The organism is Mesorhizobium sp. P3_A10 (assembly GCF_056403175.1).
Genome location: NZ_JBFUFZ010000007.1, coordinates 20,966 through 39,225, shown reverse-complemented (window position 1 = coordinate 39,225; position 18,260 = coordinate 20,966). Strand labels below are relative to the sequence as shown.

Genomic DNA, 18,260 nt, shown 5'->3' with positions numbered 1-18,260 from the left:
GAACAGACATCTTCCGCCGATGACCCGATCCACAGTTTTCGCGCCTTTCGATATCGTCGAAGGCGACCGCAAGCGCGGCATCGTGCTTCTGGCCGACCACGCCCGTCGCGACCTGCCCGAGGACTATGGCAGCCTCGGCCTGCCGGCAGCGGAGTTCGAGCGCCACATCGCCTACGACATCGGCGTTGAAGCGGTGACACGTGAACTCGCGGCGCTGCTCGGCGTGCCGGCGGTGATCGCCAATTTTTCGCGGCTGCTGATCGACCCCAATCGCGGCGAGGACGACCCGACGCTCATTCGCCAACTATATGACGGCACCTTGGTGCCGGGGAACTATCCCATCGCTGCCGAAGAGCGGGAACGGCGGCTGGACCGCTTCTACCGGCCCTACCATGACGCGGTCGGCGCCATGATCGCCTCGGTGGCGCAGGCCTCCGCGAAGGCGCCTTTCATCTTCTCGGTGCATTCCTTCACCCCGGCCATGCAGGGCGTCGAGCGCCCATGGCATGTCGGCATATTGTGGGACCTCGACGACCGCGTGGCGCGGCCGCTGATCGACATGCTTGCCGCCGACAAGACCCTCGTCGTCGGCGACAACGAACCTTATGACGGCGCCTTGCGCGGCGACACCATGTTCAAGCATGCCATCGTCAACGGTTTTGCCCATGTGCTGATCGAGATCCGTCAGGACCTGATATCAGACCAGAAGGGCGCGCTCGCCTGGGCCGAGCGGCTGGCGCCGATCGTTGACGCGATCGACCGTCGTCCCGATATACACCAGGTGAAAATGTTCGGCTCGCGCACCGGGCCGCTGTAAGGAGGTTTATGATGACCAAACTCAGCGACGAGCAGCAACGCGATTTCGAGGCCGCCGCCTTCCGCCGTCTGCTGGCGCATCTGCGCGAACGCTCAGACGTGCAGAACATCGATTTGATGAACCTCGCCGGCTTCTGCCGCAACTGCCTGTCCAACTGGTACCGCGATGCCGCGACTGCCGAGGGTGTCGATCTCTCCAAGGATCAGTCGCGCGAAATCGTCTACGGCATGCCCTATGCCGAATGGCAGGCGCTGAACCAGACTGAGGCCTCCGACGCCAAAAAGGCGGAATTCGAGGCAAGACGGCCGAGGGATCATTAGCGCCCGGCAAGCGATTCCTGCGGGCAACCAGGCGTCCGCGATTGGCTCGGGCCTACGCGTTTCGTCATCTTATGGCGAAGCAAGGAGCGTAGCGACGCGGCGCAGACCATAGGATCCATGCCGCGCCGGTCAACACAAGCACGGCGCTCAGGATGAAGGTCGCGCTCACCAGAACTGGTGTTGCACCGTAGCATCGCACATACGTGGCGGCATGGATCCTCGGGTCTGCGCTGCGTCGCTACGCTCCTTGCTCCGCCCGTGGATGACGAAGGGAGAGGCGCTTCCGCTAATCTCCGACGTACGTAGTTCGCCACGAACGATACCGGCCCCATCGCCTGTTTGGTCCAAGCGTTTCATCAGGTACGGCGCTTGACTGAGGATTGAATCGATCTAATTTGCCGCGCAAAGCCAATTCCGCAGCGGATTCTATCCTATGGACGCGCAAAACGTCATGCAGAGCGCCTTTCGCGGGCGCTGGGCCGTCGCGGCGATCTTCCTCGCCAATGGCTTCCTGACCGGCAGCTGGGCGCCGCAGATCCCGGTGTTCCTGACCCGGCTCGATATCTCGAAGTTCACGCTCGGCCTGCTGATCCTCTTGTTCGGCGCCGGCGCTGTCGCGGCCATGACCTGGTGCGGGCATCTGATCTCCAGGTATGGCTCGCGCACCGTGCTGCGCTGGTTCGGCCTGTGCGGCAGCATCGGCCTGCTGGTCGTGGCGCTGGCGCCTAATGTGCCGCTGGCGGCCATCGCCATGTTCATCTTCGGTGGTTCGATCGGCGGCATGGACGTCGCCATGAACGCCAATGCGGTGGCGGTGGAACGGCGTCTGTCCCGCGCCATCATGTCGTCCTCGCACGGTTTCTGGAGCCTCGGCGGCTTCGCCGGCGGGGCGCTTGGCGGCTTTGCCATCCAGAATTACGGTCACCTCGCCCATGCGGCGGCGGTGACTGCGATTGCCTTTGCCGTGATCGCGGTGGCGGTCCGTCATCTGATCGCCGAAGACAAGCCGGCGACGGCCGAGCATCAGAAATTCACGCTTCCGGCAAATCCGCTGGTCTACCTGGTCGGACTGATGGCGCTGCTGACGATGATTTCCGAGGGTGCTGTGCTCGACTGGGCGGCGCTCTATCTTCGCCAGGAACTCGGCGCCGACCTTGCCATTGCCGGCCTCGCCTACGCCGCCTTTTCCGGCGTCATGGCGCTGATGCGCTTCCTCGGCGACGGCGTGCGCAACCGCTTCGGCGCGGTGATGACGCTGCGCGTTTCGGCGCTTGTCGCCGCTGCCGGCATGCTGGTCGCCGGCCTGGCGCCGTCGCCCTGGCTCGCCATCGCGGCATTTGCCTTTTGCGGCTTCGGCATCGCCAACATGGTGCCGATCATCTTTTCCGCCGGCGGCAACCAGGAAGGCATGTCGTCGGGCACAGGTATGAGCGTCGTTACCACCATGGGCTATTCCGGCATATTGGTGGCACCGTCGGCGATCGGCTTCGTTGCCGAGCGCTCAAGTTTTGGTCCGATCTTCGTCGCTTTGTCGGGGCTGCTGGTCATCGTGCTGCTGATGGCCGGACTGGCTCACCGCGCCGAGTTCGCGCCGGCTCCGGCCGAATAGCGCTTCAGTTCCTCGTAGAGGAAATCGGCGACGCGACGGATGCGCACGCTGGTGCGCACATCGCGGTGCATGGCGAGCCAAATCGGCAGCGACGGCAAAGGCAGGCCCGGCAGCAAGGTCTCCATCAGCGGGTCGCGCGCGATCAACGGCTCCTGGCCGAAGCCGATGCCGTTTCCCGCCCTCATCGCCTCCCACAGCACGATCTGGTTGTCGGACCTGAAACGGAAGCTACCGCGGTTCAGCGGCACGCCGAATTCGGCAAAGCCTCTGATGATCTCGTCGCTGCGGTCGAAGCCGATCAGATCGTGGCCGACCAGATCGCTCGGCTGAAGCGGACAGCCGCGCCGCTCGAGATAGGATTTTGCCGCGCAGGCACGGAGCGGAACGTCGGCGACCTTGCGCGCCACCAGTTCGTTCTGCACCGGCCGAATCATGCGGATGGCGATATCGGCATCCCTGCGCATAAGATTTTCGACCTGGTTCGAGGCGACGACCTCAACCTCGACCCCCGGCTCCTCCACACCGAGCCGCGCCGTTATCTCAGGCAGCACATAGGCCGCCACCACTTCGCTGGCGGCGATGCGGACCGTGCCCTCGATCGCTTCTGTCGAACCCAGCGCCAGCAGCGAGAAGGCGCTCGCCTGCTCGCTGACCATCTTGCCGCGCTCATAGAGCGTGCTGCCGGCTTCGGTCAGCGCATAGCCACGCCGGCCGCGCCGAAACAGCGTGACGCCAAGCTCTTGCTCCAGCTCGGCAATGTGACGGCCAAGCGTCGGCTGGCTTGCCGCCAGCTTGCGCGCGGCGGCCGACAGGCTGCCGGATTCCGCCACGCTGACGAAGCTCTTGATCAAATTCCAGTCGAGATCAGGCATCCCGCTTATTCATGATTGAATATCAGCATGCCAATCCTAGCGAATTTCAATTCACATGCAAATAACTGATTTTCCTCTCACCGAAACATCGAAACAGGAGAAGAGAGATGCAGACCGTGGTTGTTCTGGGTGCGGCAGGCAGGGTTGGCGATGCCGCGGCACGTGCGTTCGTTGCCGCTGGATGGCGCGTGAAGGGGCTGGCGCGCAACGCCAAGGCAGCGTCCCTGGCGCCGGGCGTGGAGGTCGTTCAGGCGGACGCCACCGACCGCGCCTCCCTCATCGAAGCCTGCAAGGGCGCCGATGTCATCCTCAACGCCTTGAACCCGCTTTACACGGAATGGGCCGAGAAGGTCTTGCCGATGGCCGAGAACGTCATTGCGGCGGCGGAGATCGCGGGCGCGACCCACATGCTGCCCGGGAACGTCTACAATTTCGGCTACGGCATCGGTGTTGGCACCACGGAGGACGCGCTGGAAGTCCCGTCAACGGAGAAGGCCGAAATCCGCATCGCGATGGAGGAGCTTTTCCGCAGGAAGGCAGAGGAGCGCGGCGTCCAGACGATCGTGCTCAGATCCGGTGATTTCTATGGCGGGACACGGCCGGAAAGTTGGCTCGACCTGATCATCCTCTCCAAGCTGCGCAAGAACATCTTCATGTGGGGCGGGCCGATGGATATTCCGCACGCCTTCGCCTACCTGCCCGATCTCGGAGAAGCGTTCGTGGCACTCGCCGAAAAGCGCAGGAGCCTGGGCGTCTACGAGCGGTTCCATTTCGCCGGCCACACGCTGACCGGAAACCAGATGAAGGCAGCGGCGGAAGCCGCCAGCGGCCGCAAGCTGATATCGAAGGGCATGCCTTGGATCGCGTTGCGCGCGGCGGCATTGTTCAGCCCGATGATGCGCGAAATCGTCAAGATGTCCTACCTCTGGCGGACGCCGCATGGGCTCAGCGGTGAAAAGCTGGAGCGGGTCGTAGGCAAGTTGCCGGCCACCGATCCGGTCGACGCCATCCGGCAGGCGATCGCCGATCTGAAACTCGATGGCACAGACAGGATCGCAGCCTGAAAGAGCTGGCACGACCGCCAGGTGCTGCCTGATCTTCAGATCCTGCCCATCACGAGCAGAATCAGCAGTACCACCAGGATGACACCGGCAATCCCCGAGGGCCCATAGCCCCAGGACCGCGAGTGCGGCCATGCCGGCACGGCGCCGATCAGAATGAGGATCAGGATGATGATGAGAATGGTGCTGACCGTCATGGAAATTCCCTCGCCTTGAACTGCCCTCATGGCTAAGAATGCAAAAGGCCGCCCGGTTGTTCCGGACGGCCTTTTTTGTCAGGCTGATCGATGCCGTTATTCGGCGGCCTTCTGGAAGGCGATTGCCGGTTCTCCGCCCGCCTCGTCCCCGCCAGCGGTCGTCGAAACCTTGCCCTTGTCGCGCCGGAACAGCCGCCGGAAAAACGCATAGAAGCGGCTGTTCTTGCTGCGCGTGAACACCATCAGCATTGCCGGCGTCACCACCAGCGTCAGGATGGTGGCAAAGGACAGGCCGAAGACGATCGCCGACGACAGCGAAATCCACCATTGGGTCGACGGCGCGTTGATCGTCGTCTCGTGATGGAAGATTTCGAGGCCGAGGCCGAACGCGATCGGCAGCACGCCGAGGATGGCCGACATCGCGGTCAGCACCACCGGCCGGGCACGCTCGCGGCAGGTCTGCAGCACCGCATCCATTTTGTCCCAACCCTCTTCGCGCAGGCGGTCATAGGTGTCGATCAGCACGATGTTGTTGTTCACCACCACGCCGGCCAGAGCGATGACGCCGATGCCCGACATGACGATGCCGAAGGGCTGGCCGGTGATCAGCAGCCCGAGCAGCACGCCGATCGTCGACATGACCACGCAGGACAGCACCATCAGCACGCTGGTAAACTTGTTGAACTGCATGAGCAGCACGATGCAGATCATGAAGATCGCGGCGCCGAAAGCCTTGCCAAGGAAGGCCGAGGCTTTCTCCGACTCCTCGTCCTGGCCGGCAAGCTTCCAGCGTATGCCCGGGAGATCCATCTCGGCCATCTTCTTCTTGACCTCGGCCTGTGCCTCCGCCGGCTGGGTGCCGGTCGCCAGATTTGCCTGAACGATGACCGTGCGCTGCGCGTCGATGCGGTTGAGGATGCCGGTTGTCAGTTCGGGTTCACGGCTGACGAAATTGGAGATCGGCACCGACCCTTGCGCCGTTTGCACCCGCAATTGATCCAGCGTCGCCAGCGTGCGGCGGTCCTCAGGCAGGCGCAGCCTGATGTCGACGGCGTCGTCAGCCCCGGCCGGACGATACTCGGACAGCTTCAAGCCAGTGGTCACCAGTTGTACGACCGTGCCGACCGAGGCCGGGCTAATGCCGTATTGCGCAGCCTTGGCGCGATCCACCTTCAGCGCCCAGTCGATGCCGGGCGGCGGCAGGCCGTCCGATATGTCGATGACACCAGGCACCGTCTTCAGCATCTTCGCCACTTCGCGAGCCTTGTCGTTCAAGCCGGCAGGGTCGGTCGCCGAAAGACGAACCTGGATTGGCTTGCCGGTCGGCGGGCCGGCATCCGGCACCCTGACTTCGACGTCGACGCCGGGAATACCGGCCATGGCGACGCGCAGGTCGGAAAGCACGTCATTGGCGGGCTTGCGCTGGCGCCAGTCGACGAACTCGTACTGGATGACGCCGATGACATCCTCGGCGACGTCGTTGTTGGCCGACCCTTGCGCCTTGCCGGCGCGGGTATAGACCGACTTGATGCCCGGCCAACCAAGAATGCGCTTTTCCGCCTGGCCGACGGCCGCGTCCATCTCGTCCAGCGAGAGGTTGCCGCGCGCATGAACGTAGAGCAGGCCGTAGTCCGGTTCGACGTTGGGGAAGAATTCGACGCCATTGCCCTTTTGGACATAGGTGTAGACCGAGCCGACCAGCAGCGCGACCGTCAGCAGCAGCGTTATGATCGGATGGCGCACGGCGAGCTTGACCGTGCCCATATAGAGGCCGTCTCTGTGCTCCGGCTCCTTGTGCGCCTTGCCGAAGATGGCGCCCAGCGTCGGTGTGAACACCAGCGCGTAGAGCATCGAGGCGCCGAGCGTCACGATCAGCGTGATCGGCATGTATTTCATGAACTCGCCCACGATGCCCGGCCAGAACAGCAGCGGTGAGAAGGCGGCGATGCGCGTCATGGTCGCCGCGATGACCGGTCCGGCCATGCGGTTGGCGGCCAGCGCATAGGCCTCTTTCTTGTCCATGCCCTCGGTCATTCGCCGTTCGGCGAATTCGGTGACGATGATGGCGTCGTCGACCAGCATGCCGACGGCCAGGATCAGGCTGAACAGCACCACGATGTTCACCGTGAAGCCGAGCAGCGACAGCATCAATATGCCGAGCAGGAACGATGACGGGATCGCCAGCCCGATCAGCAGCGAGGCACGACCCGACAGCGCATAGAGAATGACGATGAACACCAGGATGACGGCGATCATCACATGGTTCTGCAGGTCGCCGAGCAACTGGCGGATCGAGGTCGACTTGTCCTGGCTGTAGGAGACGACGCTGCCTTCGGGCAGCTTCTTGGCATATTCGTCGGCGATCGCCTTCACCGCGTCGACGGTTTCGACGAGGTTGGCGCCGATGCGCTTCTTGACTTCGATGGCGATGGCCGGCTTGCCGTTGAGCCGGGTGATCGTCTCGGCGTCCTTGTAGGTCGAGCGGATGGTGGCGATGTCGCGGGCGCGCACCACGGCGTTCGGGCCGGCGATTACCGGCAGGTTGGCGACATCTTCCGGCGTCTCGATCAGCGACGGAACCTTGACCGCATATTTGCCCTCGGCGCCCTCGATGTTGCCGGCCGCAACCAGGCTGTTCGAGGCGCCGACACCGGCGATGAGCTGGTCGAGCTGCAGTCCATAGGACGACAATTTAACCGGATCGACGATGACCTCGACCAGATCGTCGCGTGCGCCTTCGAGATCGGCCTCGAGCACGCCCGGAACCTCTTCGATGCGGTCACGCAGGTCGCGCGCCGCCGCCGTCAGCGCCCTTTCCGGCACGTTACCTGCCAAAGTCACCACCAGAACCGGGAACTCCGAAAGGTTGACCTCGTTGATGGTGGGCTCGTCGGCCGACTGCGGCAGATCGCGCTTGGCGTCCGAAACCTTGGCCCGGACATCCTCCAGCGCCGTAGACAGATTGGCGCCGGGGTTGAATTCGACCAGCACGTAGCCGCCGCCCTGGAAGGCGGCCGAGCGCATTTCCTTGACGTTGGAAAGGCTCTTCATGCGCGTCTCGACCGGACGCAGCAGCAACCGTTCCGAATCTTCGGGCGAGATGCCCTGGAGGCTCAGACTGACATAGATGATCGGAATCTGGACGTCCGGCTCGGCTTCCTTCGGGATGGACATATAGGACAGCGCGCCGGCCACGATGAAGAAGATCATGAAGGACAGCGTGAGCCGCGCATTGCGGATCGCAAAACCGACGATACCCATTCGCAAAGTTTCCCGTTGCCTGTTGTGTTGCGCCGCTTACTGGGTCGCGCCGGTGGCTTCGCCGATCAGCTTCTTGATCATCGCCGGATCGGCTTCGACGGCCTTGACTGTATCGCCTTCGGTCACCAGGTCCTGTCCCTGCACAATGATGCGGGCATCCTTGGGAATGCCGCCCAGCACCAGGCCCTTTGGCGAATCGTCGACAAGATCGATCGGGTAGAAGACGACCTTGTTGTTCTTGTCGACGGCGCGGATGCCAAGATCGCCCTTGTCGCCGAGCGTCACCACCGAACGCGGCAGCATGACCGCATCGGTCGGCTGCGCGCTGAGCGAAATTTCCGCCGTCATGCCCGCCGGCAGAGCGCCGTCGGCATTGGGGATGGCGACCTCGATGCGGAAGGTGCGGGTGGCCGACGACGCATCACGGCTGATATAGCGCACGGTGCCGTCGACGATCTGGCCACTGACGAGCCGCACATTCGCCTTGTCGCCAATCTTCAGATAGCCGAGATCGCTTTCGCTGACCTCGCCCCGGGCAACAATGGGATCGAGGCTCAGAATGGTGGCGACCTCGCCGCCCTGCATGACGGCGCTGCCAAGCTCCACCGGCACGCGGTCGATGATGCCGTCGAAAGGCGCCTTCACTTCATTGCGGTCCAACTCGGCTTGCATGGCTTCCAGCTGCGACTGCGCCAAAGTCAGGTTCGAGCGGGCGGTATCGAGCTGCAGCTTGGGCAGATTGCCGGTCTTCATCAGCCGCAGGGCCGCTTCCAGTTCGGCCTGGCGCTGCACCAAAAGCTGCTTGGCGTTGTCGACAGCCGAAATCTTCTCCTCGGCGGCCAGCATCAACACCAGATCTCCGGCCTTGACGTGCTGGCCCTGTTTGACCGGCAGCTCGGCGATGACGCCGGCCACCCGCGTCGCCAGCACGGCGCGCTTGTCGGCTTCGGTCAATCCCGAAATGCGGATCGCGCGTGCATAGGTGGCGCGCGGCGGCGTCGCCACGGCCACGGTGCGAACCGGCGGCTTTGGCTGCTCGACTTCAACTGCCTTGGGCTTGTTGTCGGCGGACGCGCTGCCGACGGACGAAAACACGCCCGTCCCGACCCACGCCGCGAAGGCGACAAGCACAACAATGGCTGCAAGCTTGTGAAACCTGATCTTCATCATCGTTTTTCCACTGTGCGGGGCATGGCCAGGCCGCGTCTTCTACTCGGGCGCGCTGCCGATATGGGTGCGCGCGAGGCCGTGTTCAATTTGCCGTGAACGGCGAAAGCGCGCTTCTACATCAAAGTTGCACTGCAAAATAGTCAGAAAAGTTGATGGGTTATGGTGCCACCGGGCTGGGCGCACCCGCCATTCCTAGGCTTCTGGCCGCCTGCCGGCCCGCTTTCTCTGGGTCGGCATGCTTGTGGCAGTAGGCGTCAGGATGATGTGGAACCTCTCAACTATGTGAAGTGAACAGGGGGAAAATCCGTCAAGTAATGAGCCTCAACAGACGGAAAAGCCTCTCGAATATCTTGCCATAGGGTGGACGTAGCAGGCCGCCCGCACTCAGCTTGGACTGCAGAAAAACCGGCTTCTCCTTGCTGAACGTGCGAAAGCCCCATTCGCCGTGATAGGCGCCCATGCCACTGGCGCCAACACCGCCGAAGGGCTGTCTTTCCTGCACTAGATGCAGCATGCAGTCATTGATCGTGACGCCGCCGGCGATCGTTTCCCGCAGGACCCGTTGGCGATTGCTATGATCGCGCCCGAACCAATACAGCGCCAGCGGACGCTCCGCCCGGTTCACCTGATCGATGGCGTCGTCGACCGTGCCATATTCGATGATCGGCAGCACCGGCCCAAAGATCTCTTCGCGCATCAGCCGCAGATTTTCGCCTGCATTCCTGACCAGGGTCGGCGCCATCTTGCGGTTGGTGGCTCCGAGTTCCTCGCCGGCCGGGTTGATCTCGATGACATCGGCGCCGCTTTCGCGGGCTTCGGCGATCATGTCGGCAAGGCGCTGACGATGCCGCTCGCTGATGATGGCCGTATAGTCGGGATTGTCGCGCAGGCTCGGGTAGAGCCGCTTCACGGCGGCTGCAAGTTTTGCCGCGATCGCCTCGCTCTGCCCTTGCGGCACCAGCAGATAGTCGGGCGCGATGCAGGTCTGTCCGGCGTTCAGAAGCTTGCCATAGGCGACGCTGGCCACCGACGCATCGAGATCGCAGGACGCGTCGAAGATGGCCGGCGACTTGCCGCCCAGTTCGAGCGTGACCGGCGTCAGATTGGCTGCCGCCGCCAGCGCCACCTGACGGCCGATTGCGGTGGAACCGGTGAACAGCAAATGATCGAACGGCATCGACACGAATGCCTTTCCGACATCGGCATCGCCGATGACGACGCTCATCTCGTCAGGCGCGAAATGCTTGCCGACCAGTTGATCGAGCAGCGCGGAAAATTTCGGCGTCAGTTCGGACGGTTTGAGCAGAACGCGATTGCCCGCGGCCAACGCGGCAGTAGCCGGCGCGATGGCAAGCTGGAAAGGATAGTTCCAGGGCGACACGATGCCGACGACACCGACCGGCTGCGGCAGAAGGCGGTTGCGTCCCGGCAGAAACGGCAGGCTGGTGGCGACGCGGCGCTCCCGCATCCATCCGCGCAAATGCGCCAGCGCATGCCTGATCCCGGCACGAACGACGAACAGTTCGGCCAGGCGCGTCTCTTCGGCCGACCGGCCGCCAAAATCGGCGTCGATGGCGGAGCATATCTCGGCCTCATGCTGCTCGGTGAGCGCCAGCAGACGTCTGAGGCGATCCTTGCGGACGTCGAACCCTGGAAAGGGCTCTTTTTCGAATGCCCTGCACTGCAACTCGAACAATGCACCAAGGGCATCCTGTCTGGCCTGCAACATCGCAACCTCCCGTTTACGTCTAGGTAAGGTACAACGCGCCATGGGCCGAATCCAGCACTTCCCCGGTTCCCCCGGGGAAGCACTGCGTCGATCTGGTCCTGACGGACAGGTCTAGGCCTGACGGCGTGCCTGCTCGGGCCTTTTGCGCGCCGCCAGGAACTCCTTGACCCGCCGGCCAGGTGCGGGACCGCGAACCGGCTTGAAGCCGTCATCGAGTTCGCCGGAGAGATCGAGCGTCGGCCGCTTGCCGACGGCGTCGTAATTCTCCTCCAGCCAGTCGCTGGCGGCGGTCCGGCCAAGGTCGCGCAGATAGGCCAGGAAGGCCCATTCGGCGTTGACCTTTGACGATGCCGACAGGTCCTTGAACGCGTCGTCGGCATCGATGCGGTGCATGCGGATGTCGCGGTATTCGCCATGCGGCAAGCGCCCGGCGGCGATCAGTTCCTTGACGAACGCGATCGAGCGGAATTCGCGCAGCAGCCCGGCATTGAAGGTGATCTCGTCGATGCGGTTCTGGATCTCGTTGGCGCTCTTCGGCGTCCCTTCGCGCACCACCGGATTGATCTGCACCAGAAGCACATCCTCGGTCGCCGCCATCTTGAAGAACGGATAAAGCGCCGGATTGCCGCCATAGCCGCCATCCCAATAGGGCACGCCCTTGATCTCGACCGCCTGGAACAATTGCGGCAGGCAGGCCGAGGCCATCACCGTGTCGAGGTCGATCTCGCCGTCCGAAAAGACGCGCAACTGCCCGGTCTCGACATTGGTCGCGGAGATGAACAGCTCCATCGATTTGCAGGCGCGCACATTTTTGAAATCGATCTCCTGTTCGACGACGTCGCGTAGCGGATTGAGACCGAGCGGGTTGGCGACGTAGGGCGAGAACACCCGCGACATGGTGTCGAAGAAGAAATAGCCAGGCGTGCTCTCAATCGACCAGTTGCCCCAGGCCACATCCCACGGCATGCGCTGCACCGGGCTGAAGCGGCCCTTGGCCGCCACCGCGCGCCAGAAATCGTCGAGCTTTTGCCGCGCGCCTTCGACGCCGCCGCGCACAAAGCCGTCGGCCAGCGCCACCGCGTTCATGGCGCCGGCGCTGGTACCGGATACCGCTGAAATGTCGAGCCTGCCGTCCTCCAGCAGCCGGTCGAGCACGCCCCAGGAAAAAGCCCCGTGCGAGCCTCCGCCCTGCAGCGCAATGTTGATCTTCTTGGTTTCCTCCGCCTTGCCGTTTTTCGTCATGGCGTTCCTGTATCGGTTTGTTCGCTGCTGCCTTATCCCGCCCGGGAATCGGGCGGGTTCGACGGCAGCGGACTTATGTTGCAGTGCAGCATATAAGTGGTGACCGAGGCAAGAACACGAACACGGTCGCGTGATCACATGAAATTTTGGTCATCAAGATTGTTCCTCCCCCCACGATAGTGGGGAGAGGTGGCCCGGCGAAGCCGGGACGGAGAGGGGCCTTCGCGGCCGCTGGAAATTTCCTGCTCCTGGGTATCGCGGGCCAGCCGCGCACCTAACTTAAGGGGATGCCGCCTCACAACGGGCGTCCCCCTCTCCGTCCCGGCTTCGCCGGGCCACCTCTCCCCCGCTTTGCGGGGGCGAGGAAACCCAACTTCTCAGGCCACCAGGTCGGGCACCGGCCCGACATAGCGCGACTGCGGCCGGATCAGCCGTCCGGTCGCCTGTTGCTCACGCGCGTGCGCAATCCAGCCGGCCATCCGCCCGGCGGCAAAGACATTGCTGAACGCCTCTTTTGGAAAGCCCGCCGCCTCCAGCAGCAGCGCGGTGTAGAACTCGACATTGGTCTGCAGCGAGCGCGACGGCTTGGCGACCCGAAGCACGTCGAGCGCGGCCTGCTCCACTTTTTCGGCGAAGGCCAACCGGCGACCGGTTTCGCCTTGGCTGCCGAGTTGCCGCACCACCGCCTTCAAGACGTCGGCGCGCGGATCGCGCACCCGGTAGATGCGGTGACCGAAACCCATGATGCGTTCGCCGCGCGCAATTTCGTCGCGCAGCCAGCCGGTGGCATCGCCATGCGCCTCGATTGCGTCCAGCATCTCGATCACCGGACCAGGCGCGCCGCCATGCAGCGGACCTTTGAGGGCACCGAGCCCGGCCAGCACCGCCGACGTCAGGCCGGCCTGTGTCGACGCCACCACGCGCGTAGCGAAGGTCGATGCGTTGAGGCCGTGATCACAGACGGTTACCAGATAGGTGTCGAGCGCCGTGGCCAACGCCGGCGACGCGGCAGTGCCGGCCAGCATCCTCAGCATGTCGCCGGCATGATCGGCGTGTGGGTCGGGAGCGATCGCCGGTGCGCCCCGCTTGGCCCGCAACAGCGCCGGCGTCAGCACCGCAGGTGCCGCGATCAGCCGCAGCGCATCCGTCAATGTGTCGCCGTCCGGCAGCATCGCAATGCCGGCGCGCATGGCGCTGTAGATGTCGAGCGGGGCCAGCGAGGCAAGCATCGGGTGGAGCCGCTGGAACACGTCAACGCGCGCCGCGCCGATCTTCTCCGCCAGTTCCGCATCGCCCGGAAGATCCTCCAAAAAGCCGTCGAGCAGCAGGCGGACCACCTGCGTATAGCGCCAGCGGCCAGCCAGTTCCGGCAGCGAATGGCCGCGGATGGTGAGACGACCGCCAAGACCATCGACGTCGGAAAGCACTGTTTCCGCCGCCACCACGTCATCGAGCCCGTTTGCCATGACTGCCTCCTTGACCATTTCCTGATTGGAGATAATGGTGAGCGCTCCAACCATCAATCTTGATCAAGCGAATCAACATGTCGGAGTGGTTGACCCGGGAAGAAGCGATGGAGCGCCTGAAAGTGCGCCCGCAGACGCTCTACGCCTATGTCAGCCGCGGCCGGATCGGGATGCGGCCGGACCAGGCAGATCCGCGCCGAAGCCAGTATCGCGCCGACGACATTGCGTCGCTGGCGACCCGCCGGGCGCGCGGACGAACGCCCCAGGCCATCGCCGAAAGTGCCATCGCCTGGGGTGAGCCGGCGATCGCCACCGGGATTTCGACCATCGTGCACGGCCGCCTGGTCTATCGCGGCCAGGATGCGGTTGCGCTCTCCGAGAAGGCCTCGCTGGAGGACACGGCAAGGCTGCTATGGGCATCCGATGGTCCTGTGTCGTTCGCTTCGTCGGCCCCTCACAGCGGCCACGAACGCGGCCGGCCGGCTGCCTTCGCCAAACTGGCCTTGCTGGCGGCCGAGGGCCGACCCTCGCTCGGACGCAAGCCGGCTTCGCTGCATCAGGATGCGGCTGGCGCCATCGGAGTTATCGCGCAGGCGTTGGGCGCGGTTGCCGGAACGGCTGCCCTTCACGCAAGACTGGCGCGGGGCTGGTCCGTTGACGCCGCAGGCGCAGCCCTGATCCGCCGGGCGCTCGTCCTATTGGCCGATCATGAATTGAATGCATCGACCTTCGCGGCGCGCGTCGCCGCCTCCACCGGGTCGCCAGTTGCCGCTTGCCTGCTGGCCGGCCTCGCCACGCTTTCGGGACCGCGCCATGGCGGCGCCGGCGAGGCGGTCATGATCCTCGCGGAGGATGCGCAAAGGCTGGGGCCGGGCGCGGCCGTCGAGCGCTGGCTTTGTCATGACAGGCCAATGCCTGGCTTTGGCCACCCGCTCTACCCCGAAGGCGATCCCAGGGCTGAAGCCTTGCTGGCCGCCTTCAAGGTCGATCGTGGGTTCTCACGGCTGCGCGACGCGGCCTTTGCCGCAACGGGCTTGCACCCGAACATCGATTTCGCGCTGGCGGCGCTGACCCGCAGCCTGCGTCTGCCGCCCGATGCGCCGTTCCGCCTGTTCGCGCTCGGCCGCAGCATCGGCTGGACCGCGCACGCCGTCGAACAGGTCACCAGCAACGGCCTGATCAGGCCGCGCGCCCGCTATGAGGGACCGTTGCCATAGCTTTCCGGGTTACAGGATTTTCGATCACTCGCGAGATCCTTCGATCCGCGAGCCCCAGGCCTCACGACATGGTGTCGAGCTTGCGCTGCATGGCGGCGATCTGTTCCTTCAGCTCCTGAAGGTCGTCGGGCTTCTCTGGCGCCTCTTTCCTGGCCGGCTCGACCGGCGCCGCGGCGGCACCATTCGGGCCACCAGGCGGGAACGGCGTGAACAGGCGCATGGCGTTCTGGAACATTTCCATGTTGCGGCGCGTCTGCTCCTCCAGTGCCTTGATCGGCGTGGCGATCTTCATCATGTCCAGCGGCGATTTGCCGATCGCGCCCTTCATCTGCTCGCGGAAGCGCTCCTGTTCCTTGGAGAAGGCCATCATCGACTGTTCGAGGAAGCTCGGCACGATCTGCTGCATCTGGTCGCCGTAGAAGGCGATCAGCTGGCGCAGGAACGGGATCGGCAGCATGTTTTGCCCATCCTTGTTCTCCAATTCGAAGATGATCTGGGTCAACACCGGATGGGTGATGTCGTCGCCGGTCTTGGCGTCCTGAACGGTGAACTCCTGGCCTTTCTTGACCATGTCGGCCAGGTCCTCGAGTGTCACATAGGTGCTGGTGCCCGTGTTGTAGAGACGGCGATTGGCGTATTTCTTGATAATGATCGGATCGTCTTTCGCGGCCATCAGTATCCTCCCCGGACACCGGCACACCTGAGTAAGCAGCCGGTAACGATTGCGCCTCTTTCGAGGATATGCGCAAAAGCGTCATAATTCCAAGTGGTTTGTGCAGTGCGGCATCAATTAATGCTGCATGGCAGGGTGATTATGCTGCGCAGCAAAGGCGGGGCCCGTGTCGTGCGCAAGCGCGGCATGCTTGCGGCGCATGGCCGGCATGCCCATTTCCGGTTTGACTTGGATCATGGAAAGGGCAAGAAAAGTCCCCAACCATAGCCAAAAAAACACCACAGCTCGAAGTCTGGAGAAGAAAATGTCCGCAGCCAATGCCATCGTTGTCGCCAGTGCGGCGCGCACGCCCGTCGGCTCCTTCAACGGCGCCTTCGCCAACACGCCGGCGCATGAGCTCGGCGCCGTCGTCATCAGGGAACTGCTTTCGCGTGCCGGTGTCGAACCGGGCGAGGTCGACGAAGTCATCCTCGGCCAGGTGCTGACCGCCGCGCAAGGACAGAACCCCGCCCGCCAGGCCTCGATCAATGCCGGCCTGCCCAAGGAGACCACGGCCTGGGGCCTCAATCAGGTTTGCGGCTCGGGCCTGCGCGCCATCGCGCTTGGCATGCAGCAGATCGCCGCTGGCGATGCCAAGGTGATCATCGCCGGCGGACAGGAATCGATGTCGCTTTCGGCGCACGCCCAGCACCTGCGCGCCGGCGTCAAGATGGGCGACTTCAAGCTGATCGACACCATGATCAAGGACGGACTGTGGGACGCCTTCAACGGCTATCACATGGGCAACACCGCCGAAAACGTCGCTCGCCAGTTCCAGATCACCCGCGACGATCAGGACCAGTTCGCGCTGGCCTCGCAAAACAAGGCCGAGGCCGCGCAGAAGGCCGGCAAGTTCACCGACGAGATCGTCGCCTTCACCGTCAAGGGCAAGAAGGGCGACACCATTGTCGACCAGGACGAGTACATCCGCCACGGCGCCACGATCGACGCCATGACCAAGCTCAAGCCGGCATTCGACAAGGACGGCACGGTGACCGCCGCCAACGCCTCCGGCATCAATGACGGCGCCGCCGGCGCCCTGCTGATGAGCGAAGCCGAAGCCGTCCGGCGCGGCATCACCCCGCTGGTTCGCATCGCATCATGGGCAACCGCGGGCGTCGATCCGGCGATCATGGGCACCGGACCGATCCCAGCCTCGAAGCGGGCGCTGGAGAAGGCCGGTTGGTCGGTCAAGGACCTCGACCTGGTGGAGGCCAACGAAGCCTTCGCCGCCCAGGCCTGTGCCGTCAACAAGGGCATGGGCTGGGATACCTCGATCGTCAACGTCAATGGCGGCGCCATTGCCATCGGCCACCCGATCGGCGCCTCCGGCGCCCGCGTCTTCAACACGCTGGTCTTCGAAATGCGCCGCCGTGGCGCCAAGAAGGGCCTTGCCACGCTGTGCATCGGCGGCGGCATGGGTGTCGCCATGTGCGTTGAAGCCCTGTAGCATTATCCGGGCGGCGCAAGCCGCCCGTTCTTTATCCAGTGCCTGAAAAGCCCGACAACAGGGCTATCAAAAAGGGGAAGCGCATGAGCAAGGTTGCAATCGTCACGGGTGGATCGCGTGGCATTGGTGCGGCGATATCGATCGCGTTGAAGAATGCCGGCTATTCGGTTGCTGCCAACTATGCCGGCAATGACGAGGCTGCGGCGAAGTTCAGCGCAGAAACCGGCATCAAGACCTATAAATGGTCGGTCGCCGACTATGATGCCTGCGCCGCCGGCATCAAACAGGTCGAAGCCGACCTTGGTCCGGTTTCGGTGCTGGTCAACAATGCCGGCATCACCCGTGACGGCATGTTCCACAAGATGACGCGCGAGCAGTGGAAAGAGGTCATCGACACCAATCTGTCGGGCGTCTTCAACATGACGCATCCGCTGTGGGGCGGCATGCGCGACCGCAAGTTCGGCCGCGTCATCACCATCTCCTCGATCAACGGCCAGAAGGGTCAGGCCGGGCAGGTCAACTATTCCGCCGCCAAGGCCGGTGACATCGGGTTCTCGAAGGCGCTTGCTCAAGAGGGGGCTCGCGCGGGCATCACCGTCAACATCATCTGCCCCGGCTACATCGCCACCGAGATGGTCAAGGCGATCGACGAAAAAGTGCTCAACGAACGCATCATCCCGCAGATCCCGGTCGGCCGCCTCGGCGAACCCGAGGAGATCGCGCGCTGCGTCGTCTTCCTCGCTTCCGACGAGGCCGGCTTCATCACCGGTTCGACCATCTCGGCCAATGGCGGCCAGTATTTCGCCTGAGGCTTTGGCGTCCCTCGCCGACCAATGATGTACCGGCCCAACGGCCGGTACCGGAATCACTGGGACCGGACGATCGCGGTTGTCAGGCGGCAAGCTTCAGCCCTGGCTTGGCTGCAGGCTTGGCCTGGGTCATCGGACCTGGGTCGCGCGACGGTGCCGGCAGCCGGGCAAGCGGCGTCCGGCTGAGGCCTGACAGCTTCAAGGCGATGCGACGCTTCAGGAATGGATTGAGGTTGACCAGCGAAAGCGCCCGGCGATGCCGATCTGTGCCACTCCGGTACGCAGAAATTAACGGCAACAGCCGCCGCCTGTGCGAAACCTGTTAGCA

Annotated in this window: 17 protein-coding genes; 7 read left to right on the top strand and 10 right to left on the bottom strand. The window is 63.8% G+C overall.

Going from position 1 to position 18,260, the window contains the following annotated elements; translation table 11 throughout:
• Window positions 1–19 precede the first annotated feature (19 nt).
• The 3 genes from AC1DXU_RS23895 to AC1DXU_RS23885 all read left to right on the top strand — a co-directional run bounded on the left by AC1DXU_RS23895 (window position 20) and on the right by AC1DXU_RS23885 (window position 2,746).
• Window positions 20–817 (top strand): N-formylglutamate amidohydrolase, encoded by a 798-nt coding sequence (locus tag AC1DXU_RS23895; protein WP_477372955.1) that lies wholly within the window; start codon window positions 20–22, stop codon window positions 815–817.
• An 11-nt stretch (window positions 818–828) separates the two neighbouring features.
• Entirely contained in the window at window positions 829–1,137 is a 309-nt protein-coding gene (locus tag AC1DXU_RS23890) for a DUF1244 domain-containing protein (protein WP_477317820.1), read from the top strand.
• 433 nt (window positions 1,138–1,570) lie between these two features.
• Window positions 1,571–2,746 (top strand): MFS transporter, encoded by a 1,176-nt coding sequence (locus AC1DXU_RS23885; protein WP_477372953.1) that lies wholly within the window; start codon window positions 1,571–1,573, stop codon window positions 2,744–2,746.
• On the opposite strand, the gene AC1DXU_RS23880 is transcribed toward AC1DXU_RS23885, so the two are convergent.
• The gene (locus AC1DXU_RS23880) at window positions 2,710–3,618 is read right to left on the bottom strand and encodes a LysR family transcriptional regulator (protein WP_477372951.1); all 909 of its coding nucleotides are present in this window, start codon (window positions 3,616–3,618) and stop codon (window positions 2,710–2,712) included. The genes AC1DXU_RS23885 and AC1DXU_RS23880 overlap by 37 nt on opposite strands.
• A 107-nt stretch (window positions 3,619–3,725) precedes the next feature.
• Here AC1DXU_RS23880 and AC1DXU_RS23875 point away from each other — a divergent pair, with 107 nt between their 5' ends.
• Window positions 3,726–4,682, top strand: a complete 957-nt coding sequence (locus tag AC1DXU_RS23875; RefSeq protein WP_477372949.1) for an NmrA family NAD(P)-binding protein — start codon at window positions 3,726–3,728, stop codon at window positions 4,680–4,682.
• Window positions 4,683–4,717: 35 nt separating this feature from the next.
• On the opposite strand, the gene AC1DXU_RS23870 is transcribed toward AC1DXU_RS23875, so the two are convergent.
• The 6 genes from AC1DXU_RS23870 to AC1DXU_RS23845 form a co-directional block, all read right to left on the bottom strand.
• The gene (locus AC1DXU_RS23870; RefSeq protein WP_477372947.1) at window positions 4,718–4,876 is read right to left on the bottom strand and encodes a DUF3309 family protein; all 159 of its coding nucleotides are present in this window, start codon (window positions 4,874–4,876) and stop codon (window positions 4,718–4,720) included.
• A 96-nt stretch (window positions 4,877–4,972) separates the two neighbouring features.
• Window positions 4,973–8,137, bottom strand: coding sequence for an efflux RND transporter permease subunit (locus AC1DXU_RS23865; protein ID WP_477372945.1), 3,165 nt, complete (start codon window positions 8,135–8,137; stop codon window positions 4,973–4,975).
• Window positions 8,138–8,173: 36 nt separating this feature from the next.
• Window positions 8,174–9,307, bottom strand: coding sequence for an efflux RND transporter periplasmic adaptor subunit (locus AC1DXU_RS23860; protein WP_477372943.1), 1,134 nt, complete (start codon window positions 9,305–9,307; stop codon window positions 8,174–8,176).
• A 307-nt stretch (window positions 9,308–9,614) separates the two neighbouring features.
• On the bottom strand, window positions 9,615–11,036 hold the full coding sequence (locus tag AC1DXU_RS23855) for a coniferyl aldehyde dehydrogenase (RefSeq protein WP_477372941.1): 1,422 nt from the start codon (window positions 11,034–11,036) through the stop codon (window positions 9,615–9,617).
• A 111-nt stretch (window positions 11,037–11,147) separates the two neighbouring features.
• The gene (locus AC1DXU_RS23850) at window positions 11,148–12,278 is read right to left on the bottom strand and encodes a patatin-like phospholipase family protein (RefSeq protein WP_477372939.1); all 1,131 of its coding nucleotides are present in this window, start codon (window positions 12,276–12,278) and stop codon (window positions 11,148–11,150) included.
• A gap of 377 nt (window positions 12,279–12,655) precedes the next feature.
• Window positions 12,656–13,744, bottom strand: coding sequence for a citrate synthase/methylcitrate synthase (locus tag AC1DXU_RS23845; RefSeq protein WP_477372937.1), 1,089 nt, complete (start codon window positions 13,742–13,744; stop codon window positions 12,656–12,658).
• A gap of 77 nt (window positions 13,745–13,821) precedes the next feature.
• Between AC1DXU_RS23845 and AC1DXU_RS23840 the strand changes: the two genes are divergently transcribed.
• A complete protein-coding gene (locus AC1DXU_RS23840) occupies window positions 13,822–14,961 on the top strand; it encodes a citrate synthase family protein (protein ID WP_477372935.1) in 1,140 nt (379 codons plus the stop codon).
• 61 nt (window positions 14,962–15,022) lie between these two features.
• Here the strand turns inward: AC1DXU_RS23840 and phaR are convergent, their stop codons facing one another.
• Window positions 15,023–15,634, bottom strand: coding sequence for a polyhydroxyalkanoate synthesis repressor PhaR (gene phaR, locus AC1DXU_RS23835; protein ID WP_477317792.1), 612 nt, complete (start codon window positions 15,632–15,634; stop codon window positions 15,023–15,025).
• A 117-nt stretch (window positions 15,635–15,751) separates the two neighbouring features.
• On the bottom strand, window positions 15,752–15,958 hold the full coding sequence (locus AC1DXU_RS23830) for a hypothetical protein (RefSeq protein ID WP_477317790.1): 207 nt from the start codon (window positions 15,956–15,958) through the stop codon (window positions 15,752–15,754).
• Here AC1DXU_RS23830 and AC1DXU_RS23825 point away from each other — a divergent pair.
• Window positions 15,939–17,123 (top strand): acetyl-CoA C-acetyltransferase, encoded by a 1,185-nt coding sequence (locus tag AC1DXU_RS23825; protein WP_477317788.1) that lies wholly within the window; start codon window positions 15,939–15,941, stop codon window positions 17,121–17,123. The two genes, AC1DXU_RS23830 and AC1DXU_RS23825, sit on opposite strands and share 20 nt — an antisense overlap.
• An 83-nt stretch (window positions 17,124–17,206) precedes the next feature.
• On the top strand, window positions 17,207–17,932 hold the full coding sequence (gene phbB / locus AC1DXU_RS23820; protein WP_477317786.1) for an acetoacetyl-CoA reductase: 726 nt from the start codon (window positions 17,207–17,209) through the stop codon (window positions 17,930–17,932).
• A gap of 82 nt (window positions 17,933–18,014) precedes the next feature.
• Here the strand turns inward: phbB and AC1DXU_RS23815 are convergent, their stop codons facing one another.
• The gene (locus tag AC1DXU_RS23815) at window positions 18,015–18,230 is read right to left on the bottom strand and encodes a hypothetical protein (RefSeq protein ID WP_477317784.1); all 216 of its coding nucleotides are present in this window, start codon (window positions 18,228–18,230) and stop codon (window positions 18,015–18,017) included.
• Between the last annotated feature and the right edge of the window lie 30 nt (window positions 18,231–18,260).